Source organism: Streptomyces sp. NPDC032745 (genome assembly GCF_055579465.1).
In genome coordinates, this window is sequence record NZ_JBVING010000007.1 from 292473 (window position 1) to 315219 (window position 22747).

Here is a 22747-nt window from a genome sequence, read left to right on the forward strand (position 1 = left end):
TCAGGACCGCTCCGGTTCCAGCCTGGGTTCCAGCCTCCCCACCCGGCCCTTCTCCCCCGCCGCCCAGCAGCCCCCGTCGGTGGCGCAGTCGACGGTGTCGAACGAGCCCGGCGTCAGCGACCGCCAGCTCCTGCCGCCGTCCGTCGTGACGTCCGTGCCCGTCGGGCCCACCGCCAGGGCCGCGTCGCGCAGGTGCGGGAGCCAGGCCGCGCCCGAGCGGTACGCGGGCGGCGGGGTGTGGGCCGGGCGCCAGGTGCGGCCCGCGTCCGCCGATACGGCCGCGGCCTGCGGGGAGGCTTCGCCGGTGCGGTAGTCGCCGCCGACCGCGAGGCCCCTCGTGCGGTCGCGGAAGGCCAGGGCGAAGACCCCCTTGGCCGGGTCGCCCGCCGGGATGCCCGATTCGGCGACCCGCCAGGTGCGGCCGCGGTCCGCCGAGTGCAGGATCCGGGCGGCCGAGCCGCCGCCCGTGGCCAGCCAGACGTCCCGCGACCCGGCGCTCACCAGGCACTGGCCGCTGGCCGCGAAGCCCGCCTCGCCCGGCAGGGCGTCCGGCATGCCCGTACTCGGCAGCACCGACCAGTTCCGGCCGCCGTCGTCCGTCGACAGGATCCGGAACCTGCCGTCCACCGGGTCGCTCATGGCCAGCCCGTGCCGGGAGTCGAAGAAGGTGAGGCAGTCGTAGAAGGCGCGCGGGTCGGGGTTGCGGAAGGTCTCGGTCCATGTGGCGCCGCCGTCCTCGGTGCGCAGCACGCGTGACGCCTCGCCCTCCCCGATGGACAGGGCCACCGCGCGCCGTGCGTCGAAGGCCTCGATGTCGCGCAGCTCCAGGCCTTCCGCGACCGCGCCCGGCGGCGAGACGTCGCGCCAGCTCCGGCCGCCGTCCACGGTGCGCAGCACCGTGCCCTTGGAGCCGGCCACCCAGGCCGTGGAGCGGCTGACCGCGGCCAGCCCGCGGAAGCGGGAGTCCTTGCCGGTGTCCTTCAGCGCCCAGCCCGCGCCCCGTAATCCCTGCACGTCGTACCCCTGCACGTCGTGAACGTCCTCCGCGTACGCGGGGGCGGCCAGCAGCCCCACCGCCAGAGCCGCCGCGCACATGCCAACTCCCAGAAGTCTCATGGCGCCGGAAGCTAATGCACCCCGGATCCGGCGTCCAGGGTGCATCCGGGCCGCCGCGTTCCTAGGCTGGGGCCATGCCCTCCAAGGAACCCAAGGCCTACGACGGCAAGCGCATCACCGTCACGTACGACACCGGCCGGTGTCTGCACGCCGCCGAGTGCGTGGGCGGACTGCCCGAGGTGTTCGACTCGGGGAAGCGTCCGTGGGTGCAGCCCGACGGGGCCGAGCCGGAGCGGGTGGCCGAGGTGATCCGCCGCTGCCCCTCGGGCGCCCTGCAGTACCGGCTCGCGGACGACGGGCCGGCCGAGGAGCCGGACCGGCCGACCACGGTCGTGCGGTCGCCCGCCGGCCAGCTCGTGATGCGCGGCGATCTGCGCGTGACGACGCCCGACGGAACCGTCCGCAGGGAGACCAGGGCGATGCTTTGCGCCTGTGGAGTGAGCGGGAACCAGCCGTTCTGCGACCACTCCGGAGCCTGCGGCAGCGACTGATGCCCCTTCGCGCGCACCCGCTCACACCCGCTCACACCCACTCGCGCCGTCACTCTGTGCGATCAAACAGACGCGTTCCAGCCAATCGGTGACACAGCTCACGTCAGTTCGCGTGCACGGATTTGCCGATTCCGGCGTCTATCCGGTTGCCGGGTTCCACCCCACGCCCGGCAGCAGATCCGCCGCAAGGGAGCGAGCCTTGATCACTGTTATCGAGCAGGCCGTGCAGGCCCGTCTGGTCGCCACCGCCCCGAAGGTCGAGACCGTACCCGTCACGCTCTGCTACGACCGTGCGGATCCCTTCGCCGTGCGGATGGCCTTCCCCGCTCCCGCCACCCTCGAGGGCATCGAGGTCTCGTGGACCTTCGCGCGTGAGCTCCTCGAATCGGGGCTGGACCGCCCGACGGGGTGCGGCGACGTGCGGGTGCGGCCGTACGACATCGACCGGACCACCGTCGAATTCCACGCGCCCGAGGGTGTGGCGATCGTGCTGATGCTGACGGCCGAACTGCACCGGTTCCTGGAACGGGCCGCGACGGTCGTGCCGCCGGGTCTGGAGCACCTGTACCTCGACATGGACCACAGCCTGGCCGAGCTGATGCGCGACCCCCGCTGACGCCGAACCGCCCGGCCCATCGCTGTTATTCGTTTGCGGGCGGCCCCGGCCGCCCGTAGTTTCGTAGGCGCCCCACCGCCGTCGAAACGGAGCAGGACATTGTACGTCTGAGGTTCGAGACACCGACCGACCACGCCACCCTTGTCAGCACGTGCCCCTGGCCATGCCCTCGGCCGTGACCGTGGCTGTATCCACCGTCGGCTGTCTCCCCGCGTTGCACGCACCACTCACGCAACCTGGAGGCCTCCATGAGTCATGCCCCTGCTTTCATCACCTGTTCCGCCCTGTCCTTCGACTGGCCCGACGGCACTTCCGTCTTCGAGGACTTCCACCTGGCCGTCGGCCCCGGCCGTACCGGCCTCATCGGGCTCAACGGCTGCGGGAAGTCCACCCTGCTGAAGCTCTTCGCAGGTGAACTGGCCCCGTCCGACGGCCAGTTGTCCGTAGCCGGAACCGTCGGCCACCTCCCGCAGAGCGTCACCCTCGACACCGGCCTGCGTGTCGACGAGGCGCTCGGCATCCGTGCCACCCGCGCCGCCCTGCACGCCATCGAGGCGGGCGAGGCCACCGAGGCGAACTTCGCCGCCGTCGGCGACGACTGGGACGTCGAGGAGCGGGCCCTGGCCACCCTCGACCAGCTCGGGCTCGCCCGGATCGGCCTGGACCGTACGGTCGGCGAACTCTCCGGCGGCGAATGCGTGTTGCTGCGCCTCGCCGCCCTGCTGGTCGCCCGCCCCGACGTCCTGCTGCTGGACGAGCCGACCAACAACCTCGACCTGCGGGCCCGGCGCCGCCTGTACGCGGCGGTGGAGTCCTGGTCCGGGGTGATGCTCCTGGTCAGCCACGACCGGGAGCTGCTGGAGCGGGTCGACCAGATCGCCGACCTGCACGACGGCGAAGTCCGCTGGTACGGGGGGAACTTCAGCGCGTACGAGGAGCAGCTCACCACCGAGCAGGACGCGGCCGAGCGGATGGTCCGGGTCGCCGAGGCGGACGTACAGCGGCAGAAACGGGAACTTGCGGACGCCCACGGCAAGTTGGCGCGGCGCAAGCGGTACGGCCAGAAGATGTACGACTCGAAGCGCGAGCCGAAGATCGTCATGGGTGCCCGCCGGCGCGCGGCCCAGGAGTCGGCCGGCAAGCACCGCATCATGCACACCGAGAAGCTGGCGCAGGCGAAGGAGCGGCTGGACCAGGCGGTTGAGGCGGTCCGGGACGACGACGAGATCCGGATCGAGCTGCCCGCCACGCAGGTCCCGCCGGGTCGCCGGGTCCTGACCTTGAGCAATGTGCACCTGGTGCACGGGGCCAGGGCTGCGGGCGAATGGGAGCTGCGCGGTCCGGAGCGGATCGCGCTCGTGGGCCGCAACGGTTCGGGCAAGACGACCCTGCTGCGCACGATCGCGGGGCAGCTCGCGCCGGTGTCCGGGGAAGCGTTGATCCATGTGCCGACGCGGTTCCTGCCGCAGCGGCTGGACGTGCTCGACGAGAGCCGTTCGGTGGTGGAGAACGTGGCGCGGTTCGCCCCGCAGGCCTCGAACAACCTGATCCGGGCGCGGCTCGCGCACTTCCTGTTCCGGGGCGCCCGGGCGGACCGGCCGGCCGGCACCCTGTCGGGCGGCGAGCGGTTCCGGGCGGCGCTGGCGGCGCTGCTGCTGGCGGAGCCGGCGCCGCAGCTGCTGATGCTGGACGAACCGACGAACAACCTGGACCTGGCGAGCGTGCGGCAGCTGACGGGCGCGCTGGAGTCGTACGAGGGCGCGCTGCTGGTGGCGAGCCACGACGTGCCGTTCCTCGAGTCGATCGGGATCACGCGCTGGCTGCTGCTCGACGGCGAGCTGCGGCCGACCACGGCCGAGGAGGTGCGGGAGGGGCTCTGGCACGAGTGACGGGCGTTCCGGTCCCCGCCGTCAAGGAAGGCGTCGGGGACCACCTGTCGGCGTGACTTTCGCTCCGCGCCGCCCTCCCGACGCGCCTACAAACTGCATAGATAACCGGATGTAACCGGGCATATGAACGTCTGGGGCTTGGCGGCTCCTCACGCTCCGCTTAACCTACGGGTTCGTAGGCTACGGAACCGTAGGTAATTCGCTTTGTCCCCAGGAGCACCCGTGACGATCACCTCTCCCCACCTCGGCAGCTCGGAGGCGTGGACCGACGCCAAGCTGCTGTACGCGCTGGAAGAGGTGGTCGAGAAGGAACTCAACCGCCATCTGAAGGTCACCAAGGACTGGATGCCCCACGAGTACGTCCCGTGGAGCGACGGCCGGAACTTCCCGGGCTTCTTCGAGGACGGCGAGGCCTGGGACCCGGAGCAGTCCAAGGTCACCGACATCGGCAAGATCGCGCTGGTCGTGAACCTGCTGACCGAGGACAACCTCCCCAGCTACCACCACGAGATCGCCACGCTCTTCGGGCGCAACGGCGCCTGGGGCACCTGGGTGCACCGCTGGACGGCCGAGGAGGGCCGCCACGGCATCGTGATGCGCGACTACCTGCTGGCCTCGCGCGCCGTGGACCCGGACAAGCTGGAAGCGTTCCGCATGCAGCACATGTCGGAGGGCTTCGAGTCCGACAACCGCCACTCGATGCTGCACTCGGTGGCGTACGTGGCCTTCCAGGAGCTCGCGACCCGCATCTCGCACCGCAACACCGGCCACCAGTCCGGTGACCCGGTCTGCGACCGGATGCTGGCGCGCATCGCGCAGGACGAGAACCTGCACATGATCTTCTACCGCAACCTGCTGGGCTCGGCCTTCGAGCTCGCCCCGGACCTGACGATGCAGGCCGTACGGGACGTCGTGGTCAACTTCCGGATGCCCGGACACGGCATGCCCGGCTTCGAGCGGATGGCCGCCCAGATGGCGATCGGCGGGGTCTACAACCTGCGGATCCACCACGACGACGTACTGAGCCCCGTGATCCGCTTCCTGAAGATCATGGACATCGACGGTCTCGGCCCCGAGGGCCAGAAGGCCCAGGAGGAGCTGGGGCTGTTCATGAACGGCCTGGACTCCGAGGCCCGCAAGTTCGACGAGCGCCTGGCCGCCCGCGCGGCACGTATCGCGGCCCGCAAGGCCTGACCGCTCGGACGCGTCACCGAAACCCTGGCAGAGCCGTACTCTGCCAGGGTTTCGCGTCGTGGCCTCGCGCCGGCGGCTACGCGGGGCATGAGCCGGTCAGCTGCGCGGGCGCAGGGCGAGGCGCTCCGACTCCGAGAGGCCGCCCCAGACGCCGAAGCGCTCGTCGTTGGCCAGGGCGTACTCCAGGCATGCCACGCGGCCCTCGCACGCCCCGCACAGCCGCTTCGCGTCCCGCAGGGACGAGCCGGGCTCCGGGAAGAAGAAGCCCGGGCCCGTCTGGGCGCAGAGGGCGAGGTCGTACCAGGCGGGCGCGGTGGTGGCGGTGGTGGCGGTAGCGGTGTTCATCGACATGCCGGAGATACTCACCGCCGGCGATGGACGTCCGATCAACGCCTGATCAACACCGGCCGCTCCCGGACCGCCGCAGGGGCCGCACGGCCTGTACGGCCTCACGACCGCGTGGCCTCAGGCTCCCGGCGCGGGAGCGCTGGCTATGACCGCGAACCGCGCACCGTAGGGGTCCGCCAGCTTCGCGAAGCGGCCGACTCCCTCCATGAACACCGGCGACAGCCGGACCTTGCCGCCCGACTCCTCGGCCCTGGCCGCGGTCACGTCGCAGTCCGCGACCTCGAAGTACGGGGTCCAGTAGGGGCGTTCGGCGTCCTCCACCGGGTCCGAGCCGATCGGGACCAGGCCGCCGAAGGCCGCGTCGTCGGGCGTGCCCGCGGGCTTGACCATCGTGTACGAGCCGCCTTCGAAGGGCATCTCGCTGATCTCCCAGCCGAAGACCGAGCCGTAGAAGGCCGCGGCCGCCTGCACATCGCCCGTGTACAGCTCGGTCCAGCACAGGGTGCCGATGTCGGTCACCGCACCCAGGCCTTTGATCTGCTGCGGCTGCCAGATCGAGAACGTGACCCCCGCCGGGTCGGCGAAGATCGCCATCCGGCCGAGGCCCATGACGTCCCTGGGTTCGACGGCCACCGTGCCGCCCGCCTTGACCACGGCAGCCGCAGTGGCGTCCGCGTCGGGGCTCTGGAAGTACAGCGTCCAGGCCGACCGGACCTCCTCCGGCGCGACGGCCATGCCGCCCGCCACCGTCTTGCCGCCGAGGTGGAACATCGCGTATCCGCCGGCTTCCTCGCCGCCCGGCCGGAAGTCCCAGCCGAACAGTCCGGTGTAGAACCCGGCGGCGCCGTCGAGGTCGGGCGTGCCGAGGTCGACCCAGTTCGGGGAGCCGTCCTTGTAGTCCGTCGTGAGCATGGCCCGTACTCCTTCCGTCCTCACTACGAGCATGGCACCCGCCACTGACAGCGGGCTCAGTCCTCGTGCTTCGCGCGGCTCGGCTGGACGCGCTTCGGTTCGCCCGGCATCTTCGGGTAGTCCGGCGGGTACGGCATGTCGCCCAGGCCGTGGTCGTGTTCGTGGCGGTCGGCCAGTTCCAGGGCCGCGTCCAGGGTGAAGGCGTGGTCGTCCATGTCCGCGTGCAGGTCGCCCAGTTCGGCGTAGCGCGCGGGCATGGTGGTGATGTCGAAGTCGCGGGGCTCGGCGGAGTCGATCTCGTCCCAGCGCAGCGGGGCCGAGACCGGGGCGTGCGGGCGCGGGCGCACGGAGTAGGCGGAGGCGATCGTGCGGTCGCGGGCGGTCTGGTTGTAGTCGACGAAGATCCGCTCGCCGCGCTCCTCCTTCCACCACGCCGTGGTCACCTTCCCGGGCATCCGCTGTTCCAGCTCCCGGCCGATCGCGATCGCGCAGCGCCGGACTTCGGTGAAGGTCCAGCGCGGCTCGATCGGGACGAAGACGTGCAGACCGCGCCCGCCCGAGGTCTTGGGCCAGCCGCGCAGGCCCAGGTCCTCCAGTACGTCGCGCAGTTCGTGGGCGCAGATCACCGCGTGGTGGTAGTCGGTGCCCGGCTGCGGGTCCAGGTCGATGCGCAGTTCGTCGGGCCGGTCGGTGTCCTCGCGGCGCACCGGCCAGGGGTGGAAGGTCAGGCAGCCCAGGTTGGCCGCCCACAGCACGGCGGCGGGCTCGGTCGGGCAGATCTCGTCGGCCGTCCGCCCGGAGGGGAATTCGATGTGGGCGGTCGGGATCCAGTCGGGCAGGTTCTTCGGGGCGCGCTTCTGGAAGAAGGATTCGCCCTCCACCCCTTCGGGGTAGCGCTCCAGGGTGGTGGGCCGGTTGCGCAGGGCGCGGGTGATCCCGTCGCCCACGGCCAGGTAGTACTGCGCCACGTCCAGCTTCGTCAGGCCCCGCTCGGGGAAGTACACCTTGTCCGGGCTGGACAGCCGCACGGTCCGCCCGCCCGCGTCCAGCTCGATCGCATTACCGGATGCACCCATGTGCGCCACGGTAGGCGGGCCCGGCCAGGTGTGCATACCGGGCGGGTCGGGGCGTACCACCGCAGAATCTAGACATGGATCTGCCCGTGATGCCGCCCGTGAAGCCGATGCTCGCCAAGTCGGTGGCCAAGATCCCGCCGGGCATGCAGTACGAGGCGAAGTGGGACGGCTTCCGGGCCATCGTGCACCGCGACGGCGACGAGGTGGAGATCGGCAGCCGCACCGGCAAGACCCTGACCCGGTACTTTCCCGAGCTGGTGACCGCCCTGAAGGAAAACCTGCCGCCCCGCTGCGTGGTGGACGGCGAGATCGTCATCGTTCACGGCGGGCGGCTCGACTTCGACCGGCTGACCGAGCGGATCCATCCCGCGCAGTCCCGTGTCGACATGCTGGCGCAGAAGACCCCCGCCAGCTTCGTCGCCTTCGATCTGCTCGCGCTCGGCGACGAGCCGCTCCTCGACACCCCGCTCACCGACCGCCGCACCGCCCTCACCGACGCCCTGTCCACCGCTCGGCCCCCCGTTCACCTCGCGCCCGCGACCACCGACCCCGCGCTCGCGCAGGAGTGGTTCGAGCGGTTCGAGGGCGCCGGGCTCGACGGGGTGATCGCCAAACCGCTCGATCTCCCCTACCGGCCCGATGCCCGTCTCATGTACAAGATCAAGCACGAGCGTACGGCCGACGTCGTCATCGCGGGTTTCCGTTTCCACAAGAGCGGTCCGATCGTCGGATCGCTGCTCCTGGGCCTGCACGACGCCCACGGCGCCCTCCAGCACGTGGGGGTCTGCGCCGCCTTCCCCATGAAGCGCCGCGCCGAGCTGGTGGACGAGCTGGCACCGCTGCGGATGGCCGACACCGCCGGGCACCCGTGGGCCGCCTGGGCCGAGGAGTCCGCCCACGAGAGCGCCCGGCTGCCCGGCGCGCAGAGCCGCTGGACCGGCAAGAAGGACCTCTCCTGGGTGCCGCTGCGCCCCGAACGCGTCTGCGAGGTGGCGTACGACCACATGGAGGGCGACCGCTTCCGGCACACCGCCCAGTTCCGCCGCTGGCGGCCCGACCGGGCACCGGAGAGCTGTACGTACGCCCAGCTCGAGGAGGTCGTCGGCTACGACCTCGCCGAGGTCCTCGGCCCGGCCGCCGGCACGTAGGCGGCCTCCCCCGGCCCGACGCCGGAGGAACCAGCCGCCGGAGGATCCCGCCGCCAGGGCCCCGCCGTCAGGATCCCGCCGTCAGGGCCCCGCCGTCAGCTTCTCCCACTCCTCCCGGTCCGGGCCCGCCACGTGCGGTGCGTAGTCCGGCCGGTCCGCCAGCCAGCGCGCCACCCGGGCCCGGACCTCCGGGTCCGCGTACGCCCGCTCCGGCGGCTCGGCCAGGTGCCGGACCCGCGCCCGGGCCCGCATCACCTCGGGATCCTCCAGGGCGCACTCGAACAGCGCGGCCACCTCACGGGCCGTCCCCGTCCGCCCGGCCCGGGTCGCGAACCGCTCGCCGATGGCCGCGTCGGCCACCACCTGGAAGTCGAACCACGGCTTCAGGGTGCGCAGGGCCCACGCGTGGTACTCGGCGGCGAACCGCGCCGATCCCGGGTCCTGGTGCGCCGTACGGGCCACCCTGCGGGCGGCCCACAGCGCGAGCGAGGTGCCCTGCCCGAGCGTCGGGTTGGTGTGCGTGATCGCGTCCCCGACCGGCACCAGTCCGGTCGCCACCGGCCCCTGCTCGTCGACGAGAGCGCTCCACCGATTGTCCAGGCTCGCCGTGGCCAGTACGCCGGACAGCGGCTCGGCGCCCAGGTCCAGCCAGGCCGCGCCGGGCGGGAAGGCCCGGGCGGCGGCCTCGAACACGGCGGGATCGCGCAGCGCCGAGCGGGTGGTGTCCCGGGTGTGGACGAACAGGGTCACGGCGAACACCCGGTTGTCGGCCGGGAAGACGGCGCACCCGGCGAACGTGCCGCCGGTCACCGCCCACGGCCGGCGCGGCCCCTCCTCCAGTCCCTCGGGCAGCCGGTACCAGCGGCAGAAGTACGCCAGCCCCGTACGGTGGCGTTCCACGGCCGCCGGGCGGCAGCCCGCCGCGGCCAGCAGCCGTTCGACACCGCCGCGCCGCCCGCCCGCGTCCACGACGAGGTCCGCCGCGTACGCACCGTCCTGCGTGGTCACTCCCGTCACCCGCACCCCGCAGGCTCCGGGCCCGGCCGTGGTGGTCAGTCCGGTCACGGGCTCCCCGTGGTGCATGACGGCCCCCGGTTCGGCGCGCAGGGCCGTGGCCAGGGCGCTCTCCAGCACGATGCGCCGGGCCTGCAGCATCACGAGGCCCTCGTCGCCGGGCCGCGCCGGCGGGCGCACCTCGAACCAGTCCAGCTCGTGCCGTTCTCGGGCGCCGAGCCGCAGCATCTCCGCGTGGACGTCGGGCAGTTCGTCCCGCAGCACGGTGCGGGCCGCGCCGAGCAGGGCGTGCGGCTGGGTGGCCTGCGGGACGCCCGGCCGGTGCCAGCCGAAGAAGTCCCGGTCGAGTGCGGCGCCCGGGGCACGCGTGTCCCGTTCGAAGAGTTCGGCGGTGTGTCCGTGCCGCGCCGCGAGCAGCGCGGTCGCCAGCCCTCCGACACCTCCGCCGATGACCAGCACATGTGCCATTGCGTGCCCCCCGAGCCTGTGAGCCGACGAACGGTACGAAGATCAGACCGCTCAGAGCCTGCACGGGCGGGCCCTGGCCGAAACCCGCACACCTGTCCGATGCCCCACTCCCCCGAGGCCGCTCAGCCCACGCTCTTGCCCGCGCGATGGGCCTCCAGGGCCTGCCGGGTCTCCTCCTCGATCAGGTCGGTGTTGATCGCCACGGCCGCACGCACCCCGGCCGCGGCCGCGCCCGCCAGCTGCTCCATCGGGCCGGCCACGTTCCCGGCCGCCCAGACGCCCCGCAGCGCGGTGGCCCCGGTCGCCGGATCCGCTTCCAGGCAGGTGCCGATCGCCACCCCGGCCCGCGCCACGGTGGCGACGGGCAGCCCCAGGCTCGCCGCCACCCCGGCGCGGGCGGCGAACCGCGGCCCCACCACGAGGGCAGCGCACGCCACGGTCCCCCCGTCGGCCAGGGTCACCCCGGTCAGCCGGCCGTCGGCGACGGCGAGGCCGGTCACCTCGCCCTCCGCCACCGCGATGCCGAGGGCGGCCAGCAGCTCCCGGTCCTCGTCGGTGAGCGGCCAGGTGTGGGACAGCAGGGTGACCCGGTCGCTCCAGTTCCGCCACATCTGCGCCTGGTGCACGGCGACCGGTCCGGTGGCCAGCACCGCGATCGGTTCGTCGCGGACCTCCCAGCCGTGGCAGTACGGGCAGTGCAGCACGTCCCGCCCCCAGCGCTCCCGCAGCCCCGCAAGCTCCGGCAGCTCGTCCACCAGGCCGGTGGCGATCAGCAGCCGGCCGGCCCGGACCGCCGACCCGTCGGCGCACCGGACCAGGAAGCCGCCCCCGGGCAGCCGGTCGGCCGCGATCGCGGTGCCGGCCACCCCGGACCGGATCCCGCCCCCGTACCCGGCGACCTCCGCCCGCCCCGCGGCCAGCAGCTCCGCCGGGCTCGCCCCGTCCCGGCCCAGGTATCCGTGCAGGTGGGCGGCGGGGGCGTTGCGGGGGCTGCCCGAGTCGAGCACCAGTACCGACCGGCGCGCCCGGGCCAGGGTCAGCGCCCCGGCGAGTCCGGCGGTCCCGCCGCCCACGACCACCACGTCGAAGAAGCTCGTCCGCATCTCGATGTCGATGCCGATGCCCGTGCCGATGCCGATGCCGTCCGTTGCGTTGTCCATACCGGTGAGGGTGTGGCCGGAGGCGGCCGCTTGACAAATGCTCTTGCCGAACCGGCAAATGGAGCCATGGCCACCGAGGAGCAGCCGCAACGGCAGCGGGACGACCAGCGGCAGCAGGACGACGAGGAACTCGCGGACGTGCTGACCGCCGTCGGGCCACGGCTGCGCGCCCTGCGCCTGCAGCGCGGGAACACCCTCGCCCAGCTCGCCGAGGCCACCGGCATCTCGCTCTCCACCCTCTCCCGGCTGGAGTCCGGGCAGCGCCGGCCGACTCTGGAGCTGCTGCTTCCGCTGGCCAAGGCGCACCGCGTCGCGCTGGACGAGCTGGTCGGCGCGCCGGAGACGGGCGATCCGCGGATCCGCCCGCGCCCCTTCGTCCGGCACGGCTGTACGTACGTGCCGCTCAGCCGCAATTTCGGCGGGGTGCACGCGTTCAAGCAGATCCTGCCGCCGCTGGACGGGCCGCCGGCCGACCCGGAGCTGCAGGTCCACGAGGGCTACGAGTGGCTGTACGTGCTCTCGGGGCAGGTCCGGCTGCTGCTCGGCGAGCACGACCTCGTGCTCGGCGCCGGGGAGGCCGCCGAGTTCGACACCCGCACCCCGCACGCCTTCTTCAACGCGGGTCCGCAGCCCGCCGAGTTCCTCAGCCTGTTCGGACCGCAGGGCGAGCGGATCCACGTACGCGCCAGACCCACCACCCCACCGAAGCAGGAAAGCCGAGCAGAGCGATGACGATGCCGAACGACCGGCCCGAACGCCCCGCCCGGGCCGTCCCGCAGCCCAACGCCGTCGTCGGCGTCGGGCTGGTCGTGGCCGACGCCGAGGGCCGGGTGCTCCTCGGGCAGGCGCACGACGGCCGCTGGGAGCTGCCCGGCGGGAAGGTGGACCCCGGGGAGAGCTTCGAGCAGGCCGCCGCCCGGGAACTGGCCGAGGAGACGGATCTGCGGGTGGCTCCCGAGGACGTCCGGATCCTGACCGTCCAGCTCTCCCCGAAGGCCGGGGTGACCCGCCTGACCGCGGGGGCCGTCACCACCTCCGCCGAGGGCACCCCCAGGGTCACTGAGCCGCACAAGATCCTGCGCTGGCAGTGGTTCGCCCCGGACCGGATCCCGGATGCCCTGTACGCCCCCTCGACGGCGGTCCTGCGCACGTGGCGCCCCGAGCTCGGGGCGACCCTGCCGCCCGTCCCGTCGTACGACTACCCGACGGCGTAGGACGCGCCCTCGGCGGTCGCCGACCTCCTGTGACATCTCCCACCCCCTCTTGCCACGGGAAAGAAGGCATACCTAAGTTCAGACGTATGGCCCCACACCACCCCACACCCCCCACCGGCCCGGGCACCCCGGCGCTGGTCGACTTCACCGTCGACCTCACCGCGCAGGAGGTGCTCCGCCGGGCCCAGGTCATGGAAGCCCTCGGCTCCGACTGGGACCCGATCGAGGTACTGCGCGGCGAGGAGGCGGCGTACGACCTGCTGTACTCCGGCCTCGACGAGGAACAGCAGCGCGTGTACGACGACCTGGTCGCGGCCGGTGTGCTTCCCTCGCGCGGGGGCGGCCATGCTGCCGCTTGACCCGCAGGCGGACCTCGGGCGCCGCGCGTGGGTGGCCTGTCCGAGCTGCAACGACAGTCGCGGGTGCGATCCGTGCGAGCAGCAGCGCACGTGCTCCGACCACTGGCGTTACCTGCTGTCCAACACCGGAAGCCTGCTGCACCTGCAGTGCCCTTCCTGCACGCACGTCTGGGTTCACGAGAGCGGTTTCGGCGCGACCCGTTCCCTGTGGAACCGCATCACCAGCGGCCGCACCGGGCTCTGACCAGGGCGTTCACCCGGCTGTCGGCGCGAGACGGCGGATCACACGCCCGTCGGGGCCTTCTGTGCGAAGTGGCCCTCGCGCAGGTCCTCCGCCAGCAGCCGCTTCGCGATCGCGTCGGCCGCCGCCCGCAGTTCCTCGCTCCGCGGGCGGCCGCGGTCCTTCTCCAGCTGGTCGCCGAGCCAGTCGCCCCACGCCTTCGAGATGGTCGCCGCCTCCCGCTCCCCCGCCGCCGTGAGCATGAAGAAGGTGCCCTCGCGGGTCAGGTAGCCCTCCTCCGTCATCCGGTCGAAGACGGGCAGCAGGACCTCCGGCGGCAGGGAGCGGCGCGAGGCGACGAGCCCGAGGCTGGCGTGGCCGACGGTGCGGGTCATGAGCTCCACCTGCATCACCGCCCAGGCGCCCGCCACGTCCAGCCGGGTGTCCGAGGCGTTCACGATCGCCCGCGCCGTCGCCGGCCCCATGTTCCGGACGAGTGTGCCGACCGCCAGCTCCAGCAGCTTGGCCGAGTTGCCGGAGGCCGTGGCCGGTGAGGCGAAGCCGTCCCCCATGTCCGTCGACGCCGCGCGGGCGGTGTCGCGCAACCGGACCTGTTTGAGGAAGAGCGCGACGACGAAACCGATCCCGGCCACCGGCACGGTCCACAGGAACACCGTGTGCAGCGTCTGCGCGTACGCCTCGACGATCGGCTCGGCCGCCGCCGGGTCGAGCCCGTGGACGCCCTTGGGGCTCTGGGCCGCCTCGGCCAGCTGCGCCGGATCGCCCCCGGTGGCCCGGGCGGCCTCCGCGACCGCCTCGTCCAGCGCAGGGCCCAGGGTGTTGGCGTAGATCGTGCCGAAGACGGCGGTGCCGAACGAGCTGCCGAGCGTACGGAAGAACGTGACACCTGACGTGGCGGTCCCGAGGTCGGCGTAGTCCACGGTGTTCTGCACGGCGATCGTGAGGACCTGCATGCACAGGCCGATCCCGGCACCGAGCACGAACATGTACAGCGATTCCAGCCAGGCGCCGGTCCCCGGTCCCATCCGGGACAGCAGGTACAGCCCGATCCCCATCACCAGGCAGCCCACGATGGGGAAGATCCGGTACCGCCCGGTCTTGCTGGTGACGTTGCCGCTGAAGACGGACGCGATCAGCAGGCCGATCACCAGCGGCAGGGTCCGTACGCCAGAGACCGTGGCCGAATCCCCGTCCACGAACTGCAGGTACGTCGGCAGGAACGTCATCGCGCCGAGCATCGCGAAGCCGACCACGAAGCTGAGCACCGAGCAGACCGTGAAGACCGGGTTGCGGAACAGCCGCATCGGCAGCATCGGTTCCGCGGCCCGCGTCTCGACCAGGCAGAACAGGGCCAGGGCCAGCACGCCCAGCACGAAGAGCCCGATGATCGTCGCGGAGCCCCAGGCGTACTCGTTCCCGCCCCAGCTGGTGGCCAGGATCAGGGCGCTGGAGCCCACCGCGACCAGGGCGATGCCCAGGTAGTCGATACGGGTCCCCCCGGCGGCCCGGACCGAGGGGATCGTCCGGGCCGCCGCGATCACGACCCCGATCGCGATCGGGACGTTCACGTAGAACGCCCACCGCCAGGTCAGGTGATCGGTGAACAGGCCGCCGAGCAGGGGCCCGATGACGGTCGCGACCCCGAAGACGGCGCCGATCGCGCCCTGGTACTTGCCGCGTTCGCGCAAGGGGACCACGTCGGCGATCAAGGCCATGGAGGTGACCATCAGGCCGCCGGCGCCGACGCCCTGGACTCCCCGCCACAGGATGAGCAGCGACATGTTGCTCGCCAGGCCACACAGGAACGAGCCGGTGATGAAGACGATCGCCGAGATCTGGAAGATCAGTTTCCGGCCGAAGAGGTCGCCGAACTTGCCCACCAGCACCGTCGCGACGGTCTCCGCGAGCAGGTAGGAGGTCACCACCCACGACATGTGGTCCCCGCCGCCGAGATCCGCCACGATCGTGGGCAGGGCGGTCCCGACGATCGTCTGGTCGAGGGCCGCGAGCAGCACGCCCAGCATGATCGTGCCGAAGACGACGTTGCGCCGCCGCCGGTCGAGCTCAGGAGGCGCCGTGGCTGCGGCGGAGGCTTCGGCGGGGGCAGTGGTCACATCTCGCACTCTCACAGCGCCCCCACCCCGCCGCATGCGCACCGGGCCGTACGAGGGACCTCCTGCCGGGCTCCCGGGCGCGGGATCAGCGCAGGTAGGCCAGCCCGGGGTGCTCCGCCGCGTAGCCGTCCAGGAGCCGCCGGGCCACTGCGACCGAGTCCACCAGCGGGTGCAGCGCGAAGGCCTTGACGGCGTCGGCCCGGGAGCCGCTCGCGGCGGCCGCGAGGACCTCCCGCTCGACCGCCTTGACCGAGGTCACCAGGCCCACCGCGTGCAGCGGCAGCGGGTCCACGGCCACCGGGTGGGCGCCGTTCGCGTCGACCAGGCACGGCACCTCGATGACCGCCTGCGCGTCGAGCACGGACAGGGTCGAGCGGTTGCGGACGTTGAGGATCAGCGTGGCCCGCTCGTCCCGGGCGATGGCCCTCATCAGCGCGAGCGCGACCTTCTCGTACCCGCCGGACTCCAGATCGCTCTCGTCGCGCTCACCCGTGCCCGCCGCCTCGCGGTTCGCGGCCATGTACGTGGCCTCCCGCTCGGCCCTGGTCCGGTCCCAGGCGGCCAGCGCCGCCCCGGCCGGCCGGTCCGCGCGGCCCGCCTCGGCGTAGAAGCCGCGCTGCTGGTCGCGCAGGAACGCGCCACGGGTCTGCTTGGCCTCCGTGTACGCCCGTACGGTGTCACGGTTGAAGTAGTAGTAATGCAGGTACTCGTTGGGGATCGCGCCGAGCGAGCGCAGCCAGTCGGCCCCGAACAGCCGGCCCTCCTCGAAGGACTCCAGCGCCTCGCCGTCGGCCAGCAGCCGGGGCAGTTCGTCACGGCCGCCGATGCGCAGCCCGCGGAGCCAGCCCAGGTGGTTGAGGCCGACGTAGTCGATCCAGGCCTCGTCCGGGCGGGCGCCGAGCAGCCGGGCGACGCGTCGGCCGAGCCCCACCGGGGAGTCGCAGATCCCGATCACCCGGTCGCCGAGCTCCTCGGCCATGGCCTCGGTGACCAGCCCGGCCGGGTTGGTGAAGTTGATGACCCAGGCGTCGGGGGCGGTACGGGCGACCCTGCGGGCGATCTCCCGGGCGACCGGCACCGTCCGCAGGCCGTACGCGATCCCGCCCGCGCCGACCGTCTCCTGGCCCAGTACGCCCTCGGCCAGGGCGATCCGCTCGTCCGCGGCGCGCCCCTCGAGGCCGCCGACGCGGATGGCGGAGAAGACGAAGTCGGCCCCGCGCAGTGCCTCGTCGAGGTCCCCGGTGGCGGTGACGGCCGGGGCGTCGGGCGCTCCGGAGGCGGCCGCCTGGTCGGCGAGCACCCGGGCCATGGCGCCGAGCCGGGCGGGGTCCTCGTCGTACAGCGTCACCTGGGAGACCCGGCCCTCGGCATGGTCGCCGAGCAGTGCACCGTAGACGAGCGGTACCCGGAATCCGCCCCCGCCGAGGATGGTCAGCCGCACGCCCTACCGCCCTTCGCCCGTGCCACGATCGGTGCCACGATCCGTGGCATCCGCTCCGCGACACGTGATCGACACATGATGGAGGGCTCCAGTGTCCCCTGCCGGGCGGCGCGGCGGGGGCTCGGTCGCTCAGTCCTCCAGCGACGGGACGGCGCGCAGCCGGGGTCCCTGGTGGAGCGGGGCGGCGGCGCCCGGCACCGGACCCGTCGCCGCGCCCTGCGGCGCCGACAGGATCATGGTGATCCGGGTGAGGCCCATCCCGTCGAGCATCCGGCTGGATTCGGCCACCAGCCGGCAGCGTACGTGCCCCCAGCGCGGGTCCCAGTGGCGGACGGTCCGCACGGCCCCGTCGCGCTCGGCGGCGTCGGCCCCATGGGTGCTCAGCCAGTGCGGCACCCCGTACCGGTAGGCCGCTTCCATGAACGGGTCGCGGGCCACCTCCTGCCGGATGCTGCTCAGGCCCTCGTCCTCCGGAGCGGCGGCGAGCGCGTTCGCGAACTGGGCCAGCAGCGGGACGCACCAGGCCGGTTCGTGGTCCTCCAGCACGGCCGCGGCGTCCGGGTGGAACAGCACGAAGCGCAGGAAGTTGTCGTCCGGCAGGGCGGTCGGGTGGGGGCGCACCGACTGGAAGAGCTTGTCGAACGCCGAGTTGGTGAGCGCCACGTCCCAGCGGTGGTCCACCAGGAAGCTCGGGTAGGGCACGGCCTCCATGAGGGCCGCGTAGTCGCACAGGTAGTCGCGCTGGGCGGGGTCCTGGGGCAGCCGGTTCTCCTCGGCCGCCCGCCAGGTCGGCGGCGGGTCCCGGTCGACCATGACGCGGAAGAGCCAGAAGCACTGCCGCTCGCTCATCTCCAAGGCCTCGGCCAGGGCGAGCAGTTTGCGGTCCGTCCACTCCTTGACCAGGCCGCGCTCCCAGTTCCCGTAGGCGCGGACGCTGATACGGAGCCGGGCGGCGAGGTCTTCCTGGCTCAGTCCGAGCTCCTCGCGCCGCTGGCGCAAAATCTCCTTGCGTCGCTCCGACCGCACTGCGCCGCGTGCGGACTCTTCGCCCGCCAGGCGCTCCTCACCGGCTCGGGCGAGGCCATCGGACGGGCCCACCGCTGCGAGATGTGGCACCGAGAGCTCCCCCTCTTCACGGTCTGGATCTTCAATTGCCTGTGGCGATCCTGCTACCGACTTCATTCGAGTGTCAACTATCGTGGCAATTCCAGCCTCTTGACAGCTCATTCCCGCCACAGCTGTGGCAAGTTCTGGCCCTGCGGCGGCTCCTCGGCTAGATTCCAAAAGCCGACCATGTGCCCGTACCGACCCCGCCGCGATCTAGGAGAACCACTGGTGACAGACGGCTTCCCGGCTCCCGTCGCGGTGGCCAACGCGCCCCTGGCAGCCACCGTCACGCGCGTCGCCGAACTCGCGGGCAAGATGGGCCACGACCTGAACAAGGTCTTCGACCTGCGCCGCCTCTCGGAGGCCTCCGGCGTCCCCGCCGACGTGGTCCGGACCCTGCTGGACGGCCGGCCCGCCGGCGAGCCCTGTCTGCAGACCCGCTTCCTCCAGCGCCTCGACCTGCTCCGGCGCACCCGGCTGAAGGCCAACGGGCGCCGCTACACGCAGCAGGAGATCGCGGACGGCGCCGGCATGTCCCGGCAGCAGGCCGGCGCCCTGATCAACGGCGACCGCAGGCCCACCATGGAGCACTGCGACGCGATCCAGCGCTTCTTCGGCGTCCACGCCGGGTTCCTCACCGCGCACGACGCCGACGCCCTCACCGATGCGCTCCAGCGGACCGAGCAGCAGCTGCTCCAGGACTACGCGGGCCGCACGCGCGAAACCGTACCCGCTCCGGCGGCTTCGACCGGCGATCCGCTGGCAAGACTCCTCCAGAACCACGGTGTCCGGGGCATCGCCTGGCGCGCTGCCCAACTGCCCAGCGACAAGCACCGGGACAAGGTGACCGAATGGCTGGACATGCTTCTCGAAAGCGTCAAACCGAATGAATGATGACCCAGTCGAGAGTCTGGGTCTGATCCTTGAGTCCTGATCCGGATCCGCGCCGACGGGGAGAACGGTGAGCATAGGCAGAGAGCAGCGCCGGTTGTGCAGCGAACTGGTGGCCGGGCTCCGGCTGACCGCGCCCGTGGAACCCGTGGACCTCTACGCCGCCCTCTGCGAGGGCATGAGCAAGCACCGCGGCCGCCGGGTGGACTTCCGGATGGCCTCGTTCCCGCCGGGGACGGCCAGCGGCCTGTGGCTCGACATGGCGGACCGCGATCTGGTGGTCATCGAGGAACGCACCGCACCGGACCACCAGCTGGTCATCCTGGGCCACGAGCTGTGGCACATGAAGGCCGGCCACTGCAGCCACCACGTCGACGGAGCCGCCGTCGCCGCCCGGCTGCTGACCGACGAGGCCGATCTCGGGGAGACGGTCCGGCGCGTCGCCGCGCGCACGCGCGCCGACGTTTCGGAGGAGACCGAGGCGGAGACGTTCGGTTTACTGCTGGGCAGCCGCTGCCGGACCTGGCTCGCCGGTTCCGCGAGCCATCGGGCGCCCGCACAGCGTGACCAGTTGGCGGGCCGCATCGAGGCCTCGCTCGGATACCGGGGGCACAGGAACGACCGTTGAACGGCCAGGACTACTACATACCGGCAGCCGCCCTGGCGGTCTCACTCGCCTTCAAGCTGCCGGCGCTACGGCACAACTGGCGCGACCCGCTGCTGCGGTCGGTCTGCGCCCTGCTGATCCTGGCCGGTTCGGTGTTCACCTTCGCCGCTCCGCCCACCATCGAGGCGGTCAACCGCTGGACCGGCGTGGCCAACTTCTCCGCACCGCTCGTCTACTGCCTGATCACCCTGTTCAGCGCCGCCTGCCTGGTGCTGATCGTGAACTGGCGCGGCGGCCCGCCCGAAGTGACCCGGCGCATCTCGCGCCGCTGGATCCTCGGCTACGCCGCGGTCGTCGTGGTCCTGGTGGTGCTCTTCCTGCTCGGTGAGACCCCGGTCGAGCGGCTGCGCGACTTCGACACCTACTACGCCAACACCCCGTACATCCAGCAGATGATCGCCCTCTACCTGACGGCGCACCTGGTGGCGGCCGTCGTGATGGTGGCGATGTGCTGGCGCTGGTCGCTCCAGGTGCACGGCTGGCTGCGGATCGGCCTGATGATCATCGTGTCGGGCTACATCTTCAACCTCAGCTACGACGCCACCAAGATCTCCGCGGTCGTCGCCCGCTGGGCCGGCCACGACCTCGACGGCCTGAGCACCTTCATCGCCCCGCCGCTCGCCTCCGTCGGCGCGCTCATCAGCGCGATCGGCTTCGTACTGCCCCTGCTGTGCCAGCGGCTGTCCGACAGCTGGCAGACCTGGACGACGTACCGGCGGCTCGGCGCGCTGTGGGACGAGGTGCAGATCGGCGCCCCCAGCGGCACGCCCTGCGTGCAGATGTCCTGGTGGGCCCCGGCCGAACTACGGGTGATCCAGCGCGAGTCGGACATCCACGACGGATTCCTGCACCTCGGCCCGTACTTCGACCTGAGCCGCCGCGAGGAGGCGTACGCGCGGGCCCTCGCGGACGGGGCGGAGGAGGAGACGGCGCGCGCTGTCGCCGACGCGGCGATGGTCGCGGCCGCCGTCCAGGCCCGCTCGGCGGACCCGGAGGGCGCGGTCATCGGGGCCAGCGAGGAGAGCGTCCTCGACACCCTCGGCAGCGCGCGCGACCTCGTACGGATCTCCCACGCGCTGCGGCATTCGCCGGTGGTGGCGGCCGTCCGCCGGCAGGTCGCGCTGACGGGGAGCGGGCCGGCCTGAGCCGGCCCCGCTCGCGCCCTGCGCCGGCGCTGCTTCGACGGCACGACCCAGGGACGTCAGTGCTCGGCCGAGGCCAGCGCCACCTTCGGGAAGAGGTCCTGGAACGGGGCCGCGGAATCGATTCCCTCACGGCCGTAGGGTGCGTCGAAGCTCCACACCATGAACAGCAGGAACACGATCAGCGCGCTGAACAGCCCGGCCAGCAGCAGCTCCCGCCCGGACCGGCGGATCTGCAGGGTGAAGATCAGCCCCACCGTGACCAGCCCGCCGACCAGCAGCCCGAACCACACCACGCTCGGCAGGGTCGACTCGTCGGCCTGCATGCGCGAGTGGCGGGCGTCGTCGGCGGCCGCGATGTGGTCCAGCAGCGGCTGGTAGGCCTGGGCCTGCAGCTCGCTCGTCGGGCTCTGGTGGGTGACGTCGCTGCGCAGCTTGCCGAGCAGCTCGGCGCCCTGCGGGGACGCGCCCTCGCCCGAGGTCAGCAGCGGCCAGTCGACGGCGACGGTGTGGGAGACGTACGCGTCCACCTCGCCGCGGATCCGGTCGCGGACGGCGGCCGGGTAGACGTCGGCGCGCTGGGTGACCTCGTACAGCGACTGGGCCTCGCGGCGCACGCTGTCCTCGGCGGCGCCGCGGGCCTCCCAGACGCCGGCGATGGCCAGGCCGAGCACGATCGCGTAGACCACGCCCACCATCATCGTCATGTACTCGATGACGTCGGGGGTTTCGCTGGTGTCCTCGTCCTCCGCGACCCGGCGGTGCCGGAGCGCGGTGCAGGCGAGGACGAGGGCGCAGACGAGCGCCATGGCGACGGCCAGGACCAGCCATTCGGACACGAGGGTTCTCCCGTTGGTGGATCGGTGGGTGGATCGGTGGGTGGATGCGCGGCAGGAGGCGGGCTCAGCCGCGGCTCTTGGAGCGCGGCCGCAGTGCGGCGGCGGCGAGCACGGCCGGGGTGGTGACGACGACCATGAGCATCACGGTGGACATGCCGCCCGGGCCGCGCCGCTCCAGGGCGATCGAGTGGTACGGACGCACGTGGAAGGCGCTCGCGGGCCCGGCCACGGCTGCGGGCCGGGGCGGGGCCGGCGCTCCGGCCGGCGCCGGCGTCGCCACCGCCTCGGGACCCGGCGCGGGCGGCGCGGGCTCCGGCTCCGCGGCCCTTGCCTTCGCCGTCGGCCGGGGCGGCTCGGGCGGCTCGGGGGCGGCGACCGCCGGCGCGGGGCCCCGCCCGGGGTGGTGCACGGTCGGCCGCTCGGCGCCGGGCAGGACGGCCCGTACCGCAGGCCGGACCGCGGGGGGTGTGGCGGCAGGGGGCGGGGCGGCGGAGGGCGTGGCGGCGGCGGGCAGGGCGGCGGGCGGCCGCGGCTGCTCGGTCGGCACGCAGACGTCGAGCCGGGCCCCGTGGCCGCGGCCGGCGCCGCCGTCGTCCGCCACCGCCACATGGCCCTGCAGCGGGCAGAGCGCCGCCACCAGGCCTGCTCCGGCGAAGTACTGCCAAGCGGTCACCGCGCGTCCTCCCGTTCCACCGGCCGCCCCCGGCGGTAGCGGGGGGACTGTTGTGAAGGTTTCGGCTGAAGAAACGATCACGGGAGCGCTTCGATACGCTGCAGACGCGTCAAGATCCCCGTCGGAGGGGTTACTTCAGGCCATCGACAGCACTAGCCGAGGGACAGCGCCGGGCCGGTGACCATGAGCCCGAGGTCGTGGCCCGCGTAGGCGAAGAACGCGAACATGACCAGGGCCGCGCCGCCCAGCGACACGTCCTTGAAGAACTGGACCTGCTCCATCATCTTGGCCTGCGGGTCCTTCTCGGCCCAGAAGCCGTGCATCAGGACGGCCACCGAGAAGGAGAACGCGGCCAGCAGCAGTGCCCCGATGTCGGCCCACAGGCCGACGCCCACGCTGACGGCGCCGACGAGCATGGCCAGCCCGCTGGCGACGGTGGCGGGCACGGCGAGGGGCAGTCCGCGGGATGCCGCATATCCGGCCATCGCCTTGGTCTGGGTCAGGTGGTTCACCCCGGAAGCGGCGAAGAGGCCGATGAACAGCAGACGGCCGATGAGCACCAGCACATCCATGATGACCTCCGTAGAGCATCAGGTTGTCCTTTTTGTGGCTCGTGCTCTCATAAAG

Annotated in this window: 24 protein-coding genes; 12 read left to right on the plus strand and 12 right to left on the minus strand. The window is 72.4% G+C overall.

Features of this window, described 5'->3' with window-relative positions; all coding sequences use genetic code 11:
• Entirely contained in the window at nucleotides 1–1095 is a 1095-nt protein-coding gene (locus ACZ5WG_RS20455; protein ID WP_468724870.1) for a WD40/YVTN/BNR-like repeat-containing protein, read from the minus strand.
• A gap of 95 nt (nucleotides 1096–1190) precedes the next feature.
• Between ACZ5WG_RS20455 and ACZ5WG_RS20460 the strand changes: the two genes are divergently transcribed.
• From ACZ5WG_RS20460 to ACZ5WG_RS20475, 4 genes are all read left to right on the plus strand, one after another.
• Entirely contained in the window at nucleotides 1191–1607 is a 417-nt protein-coding gene (locus tag ACZ5WG_RS20460) for a (4Fe-4S)-binding protein (RefSeq protein ID WP_327361130.1), read from the plus strand.
• A gap of 199 nt (nucleotides 1608–1806) precedes the next feature.
• On the plus strand, nucleotides 1807–2223 hold the full coding sequence (gene ssgD, locus ACZ5WG_RS20465; RefSeq protein WP_468724871.1) for a spore wall synthesis regulator SsgD: 417 nt from the start codon (nucleotides 1807–1809) through the stop codon (nucleotides 2221–2223).
• Nucleotides 2224–2471: 248 nt separating this feature from the next.
• Nucleotides 2472–4112 carry an ABC-F family ATP-binding cassette domain-containing protein gene (locus ACZ5WG_RS20470; RefSeq protein WP_468724872.1) on the plus strand — a complete coding sequence of 547 codons (1641 nt, stop codon included), beginning with the start codon at nucleotides 2472–2474 and terminating at the stop codon, nucleotides 4110–4112.
• Nucleotides 4113–4334: 222 nt separating this feature from the next.
• The gene (locus ACZ5WG_RS20475) at nucleotides 4335–5306 is read left to right on the plus strand and encodes an acyl-ACP desaturase (protein WP_468724874.1); all 972 of its coding nucleotides are present in this window, start codon (nucleotides 4335–4337) and stop codon (nucleotides 5304–5306) included.
• A 96-nt stretch (nucleotides 5307–5402) separates the two neighbouring features.
• Here the strand turns inward: ACZ5WG_RS20475 and ACZ5WG_RS20480 are convergent, their stop codons facing one another.
• The 3 genes from ACZ5WG_RS20480 to ligD all read right to left on the minus strand — a co-directional run bounded on the left by ACZ5WG_RS20480 (nucleotide 5403) and on the right by ligD (nucleotide 7642).
• On the minus strand, nucleotides 5403–5657 hold the full coding sequence (locus ACZ5WG_RS20480; RefSeq protein ID WP_053790266.1) for a WhiB family transcriptional regulator: 255 nt from the start codon (nucleotides 5655–5657) through the stop codon (nucleotides 5403–5405).
• Between the two features lie 114 nt (nucleotides 5658–5771).
• Nucleotides 5772–6566, minus strand: coding sequence for a VOC family protein (locus ACZ5WG_RS20485; RefSeq protein ID WP_468724876.1), 795 nt, complete (start codon nucleotides 6564–6566; stop codon nucleotides 5772–5774).
• Nucleotides 6567–6622: 56 nt separating this feature from the next.
• Nucleotides 6623–7642 carry a non-homologous end-joining DNA ligase gene (ligD, locus tag ACZ5WG_RS20490; RefSeq protein WP_266997976.1) on the minus strand — a complete coding sequence of 340 codons (1020 nt, stop codon included), beginning with the start codon at nucleotides 7640–7642 and terminating at the stop codon, nucleotides 6623–6625.
• Between the two features lie 74 nt (nucleotides 7643–7716).
• Here ligD and ACZ5WG_RS20495 point away from each other — a divergent pair, with 74 nt between their 5' ends.
• A complete protein-coding gene (locus tag ACZ5WG_RS20495) occupies nucleotides 7717–8790 on the plus strand; it encodes an ATP-dependent DNA ligase (RefSeq protein WP_468724877.1) in 1074 nt (357 codons plus the stop codon).
• A gap of 81 nt (nucleotides 8791–8871) precedes the next feature.
• Here ACZ5WG_RS20495 and ACZ5WG_RS20500 read toward each other — a convergent pair whose 3' ends face one another.
• Together ACZ5WG_RS20500 and ACZ5WG_RS20505 are read right to left on the minus strand one after the other, a co-directional pair.
• Nucleotides 8872–10272, minus strand: coding sequence for an NAD(P)/FAD-dependent oxidoreductase (locus ACZ5WG_RS20500; protein ID WP_468724878.1), 1401 nt, complete (start codon nucleotides 10270–10272; stop codon nucleotides 8872–8874).
• Nucleotides 10273–10394: 122 nt separating this feature from the next.
• Nucleotides 10395–11432, minus strand: coding sequence for an NAD(P)/FAD-dependent oxidoreductase (locus ACZ5WG_RS20505; protein ID WP_468724880.1), 1038 nt, complete (start codon nucleotides 11430–11432; stop codon nucleotides 10395–10397).
• Nucleotides 11433–11498: 66 nt separating this feature from the next.
• On the opposite strand from ACZ5WG_RS20505, the gene ACZ5WG_RS20510 reads away from it, so the two are divergent.
• The 4 genes from ACZ5WG_RS20510 (at nucleotide 11499) to ACZ5WG_RS20525 (ending at nucleotide 13249) form a co-directional block, all read left to right on the plus strand.
• The gene (locus tag ACZ5WG_RS20510; RefSeq protein ID WP_468724881.1) at nucleotides 11499–12164 is read left to right on the plus strand and encodes a helix-turn-helix domain-containing protein; all 666 of its coding nucleotides are present in this window, start codon (nucleotides 11499–11501) and stop codon (nucleotides 12162–12164) included.
• A complete protein-coding gene (locus tag ACZ5WG_RS20515) occupies nucleotides 12161–12646 on the plus strand; it encodes a nucleotide triphosphate diphosphatase NUDT15 (RefSeq protein ID WP_468724882.1) in 486 nt (161 codons plus the stop codon). Before ACZ5WG_RS20510 ends, ACZ5WG_RS20515 begins: the two co-directional genes overlap by 4 nt.
• Before the next feature lie 86 nt (nucleotides 12647–12732).
• Nucleotides 12733–13005, plus strand: a complete 273-nt coding sequence (locus ACZ5WG_RS20520) for a DUF6400 family protein (RefSeq protein WP_030292833.1) — start codon at nucleotides 12733–12735, stop codon at nucleotides 13003–13005.
• Nucleotides 12992–13249 (plus strand): hypothetical protein, encoded by a 258-nt coding sequence (locus ACZ5WG_RS20525; RefSeq protein ID WP_468724883.1) that lies wholly within the window; start codon nucleotides 12992–12994, stop codon nucleotides 13247–13249. The genes ACZ5WG_RS20520 and ACZ5WG_RS20525 overlap by 14 nt, the downstream gene beginning before the upstream one ends.
• A gap of 38 nt (nucleotides 13250–13287) precedes the next feature.
• Here the strand turns inward: ACZ5WG_RS20525 and ACZ5WG_RS20530 are convergent, their stop codons facing one another.
• The 3 genes from ACZ5WG_RS20530 to ACZ5WG_RS20540 all read right to left on the minus strand — a co-directional run bounded on the left by ACZ5WG_RS20530 (nucleotide 13288) and on the right by ACZ5WG_RS20540 (nucleotide 17917).
• Nucleotides 13288–15360, minus strand: coding sequence for an MDR family MFS transporter (locus ACZ5WG_RS20530; RefSeq protein WP_468724884.1), 2073 nt, complete (start codon nucleotides 15358–15360; stop codon nucleotides 13288–13290).
• Between the two features lie 85 nt (nucleotides 15361–15445).
• Nucleotides 15446–16801, minus strand: coding sequence for a 6-phospho-beta-glucosidase (locus ACZ5WG_RS20535; RefSeq protein WP_468724885.1), 1356 nt, complete (start codon nucleotides 16799–16801; stop codon nucleotides 15446–15448).
• Nucleotides 16802–16930: 129 nt separating this feature from the next.
• Complete coding sequence (locus ACZ5WG_RS20540) at nucleotides 16931–17917, minus strand: helix-turn-helix domain-containing protein (protein ID WP_468724886.1); 987 nt, start codon at nucleotides 17915–17917, stop codon at nucleotides 16931–16933.
• Nucleotides 17918–18136: 219 nt separating this feature from the next.
• On the opposite strand from ACZ5WG_RS20540, the gene ACZ5WG_RS20545 reads away from it, so the two are divergent.
• From ACZ5WG_RS20545 to ACZ5WG_RS20555, 3 genes are all read left to right on the plus strand, one after another.
• Nucleotides 18137–18802 carry a helix-turn-helix domain-containing protein gene (locus ACZ5WG_RS20545; protein ID WP_468724888.1) on the plus strand — a complete coding sequence of 222 codons (666 nt, stop codon included), beginning with the start codon at nucleotides 18137–18139 and terminating at the stop codon, nucleotides 18800–18802.
• A 67-nt stretch (nucleotides 18803–18869) separates the two neighbouring features.
• A complete protein-coding gene (locus ACZ5WG_RS20550) occupies nucleotides 18870–19427 on the plus strand; it encodes a toxin-antitoxin system, toxin component (protein WP_266634885.1) in 558 nt (185 codons plus the stop codon).
• Entirely contained in the window at nucleotides 19424–20611 is a 1188-nt protein-coding gene (locus tag ACZ5WG_RS20555) for an MAB_1171c family putative transporter (RefSeq protein ID WP_468724890.1), read from the plus strand. The genes ACZ5WG_RS20550 and ACZ5WG_RS20555 overlap by 4 nt, the downstream gene beginning before the upstream one ends.
• 56 nt (nucleotides 20612–20667) lie before the next feature.
• Here ACZ5WG_RS20555 and ACZ5WG_RS20560 read toward each other — a convergent pair whose 3' ends face one another.
• From ACZ5WG_RS20560 to ACZ5WG_RS20570, 3 genes are all read right to left on the minus strand, one after another.
• A complete protein-coding gene (locus ACZ5WG_RS20560; protein ID WP_468724891.1) occupies nucleotides 20668–21447 on the minus strand; it encodes a bestrophin-like domain in 780 nt (259 codons plus the stop codon).
• 64 nt (nucleotides 21448–21511) lie between these two features.
• Nucleotides 21512–22120, minus strand: a complete 609-nt coding sequence (locus ACZ5WG_RS20565) for a hypothetical protein (RefSeq protein ID WP_468724893.1) — start codon at nucleotides 22118–22120, stop codon at nucleotides 21512–21514.
• A gap of 152 nt (nucleotides 22121–22272) precedes the next feature.
• Nucleotides 22273–22692, minus strand: a complete 420-nt coding sequence (locus ACZ5WG_RS20570) for a DoxX family protein (RefSeq protein ID WP_266661986.1) — start codon at nucleotides 22690–22692, stop codon at nucleotides 22273–22275.
• Between the last annotated feature and the right edge of the window lie 55 nt (nucleotides 22693–22747).

Excerpts from the sequence above, each read along its gene's own strand:
- ACZ5WG_RS20455 (WP_468724870.1), bottom strand. The coding sequence starts at position 1,095 with ATGTGCGCGGCGGCTCTGGCGGTGGGGCTGCTGGCCGCCCCCGCGTAC.
- ACZ5WG_RS20460 (WP_327361130.1), top strand. The coding sequence starts at position 1,191 with ATGCCCTCCAAGGAACCCAAGGCCTACGACGGCAAGCGCATCACCGTC.
- ACZ5WG_RS20470 (WP_468724872.1), top strand. The coding sequence starts at position 2,472 with ATGAGTCATGCCCCTGCTTTCATCACCTGTTCCGCCCTGTCCTTCGAC.
- ACZ5WG_RS20480 (WP_053790266.1), bottom strand. The coding sequence starts at position 5,657 with ATGTCGATGAACACCGCTACCGCCACCACCGCCACCACCGCGCCCGCC.
- ACZ5WG_RS20485 (WP_468724876.1), bottom strand. The coding sequence starts at position 6,566 with ATGCTCACGACGGACTACAAGGACGGCTCCCCGAACTGGGTCGACCTC.
- ligD (WP_266997976.1), bottom strand. The coding sequence starts at position 7,642 with ATGGGTGCATCCGGTAATGCGATCGAGCTGGACGCGGGCGGGCGGACC.
- ACZ5WG_RS20495 (WP_468724877.1), top strand. The coding sequence starts at position 7,717 with ATGGATCTGCCCGTGATGCCGCCCGTGAAGCCGATGCTCGCCAAGTCG.
- ACZ5WG_RS20500 (WP_468724878.1), bottom strand. The coding sequence starts at position 10,272 with ATGGCACATGTGCTGGTCATCGGCGGAGGTGTCGGAGGGCTGGCGACC.
- ACZ5WG_RS20505 (WP_468724880.1), bottom strand. The coding sequence starts at position 11,432 with ATGGACAACGCAACGGACGGCATCGGCATCGGCACGGGCATCGGCATC.
- ACZ5WG_RS20510 (WP_468724881.1), top strand. The coding sequence starts at position 11,499 with ATGGCCACCGAGGAGCAGCCGCAACGGCAGCGGGACGACCAGCGGCAG.
- ACZ5WG_RS20515 (WP_468724882.1), top strand. The coding sequence starts at position 12,161 with ATGACGATGCCGAACGACCGGCCCGAACGCCCCGCCCGGGCCGTCCCG.
- ACZ5WG_RS20520 (WP_030292833.1), top strand. The coding sequence starts at position 12,733 with ATGGCCCCACACCACCCCACACCCCCCACCGGCCCGGGCACCCCGGCG.
- ACZ5WG_RS20525 (WP_468724883.1), top strand. The coding sequence starts at position 12,992 with ATGCTGCCGCTTGACCCGCAGGCGGACCTCGGGCGCCGCGCGTGGGTG.
- ACZ5WG_RS20570 (WP_266661986.1), bottom strand. The coding sequence starts at position 22,692 with ATGGATGTGCTGGTGCTCATCGGCCGTCTGCTGTTCATCGGCCTCTTC.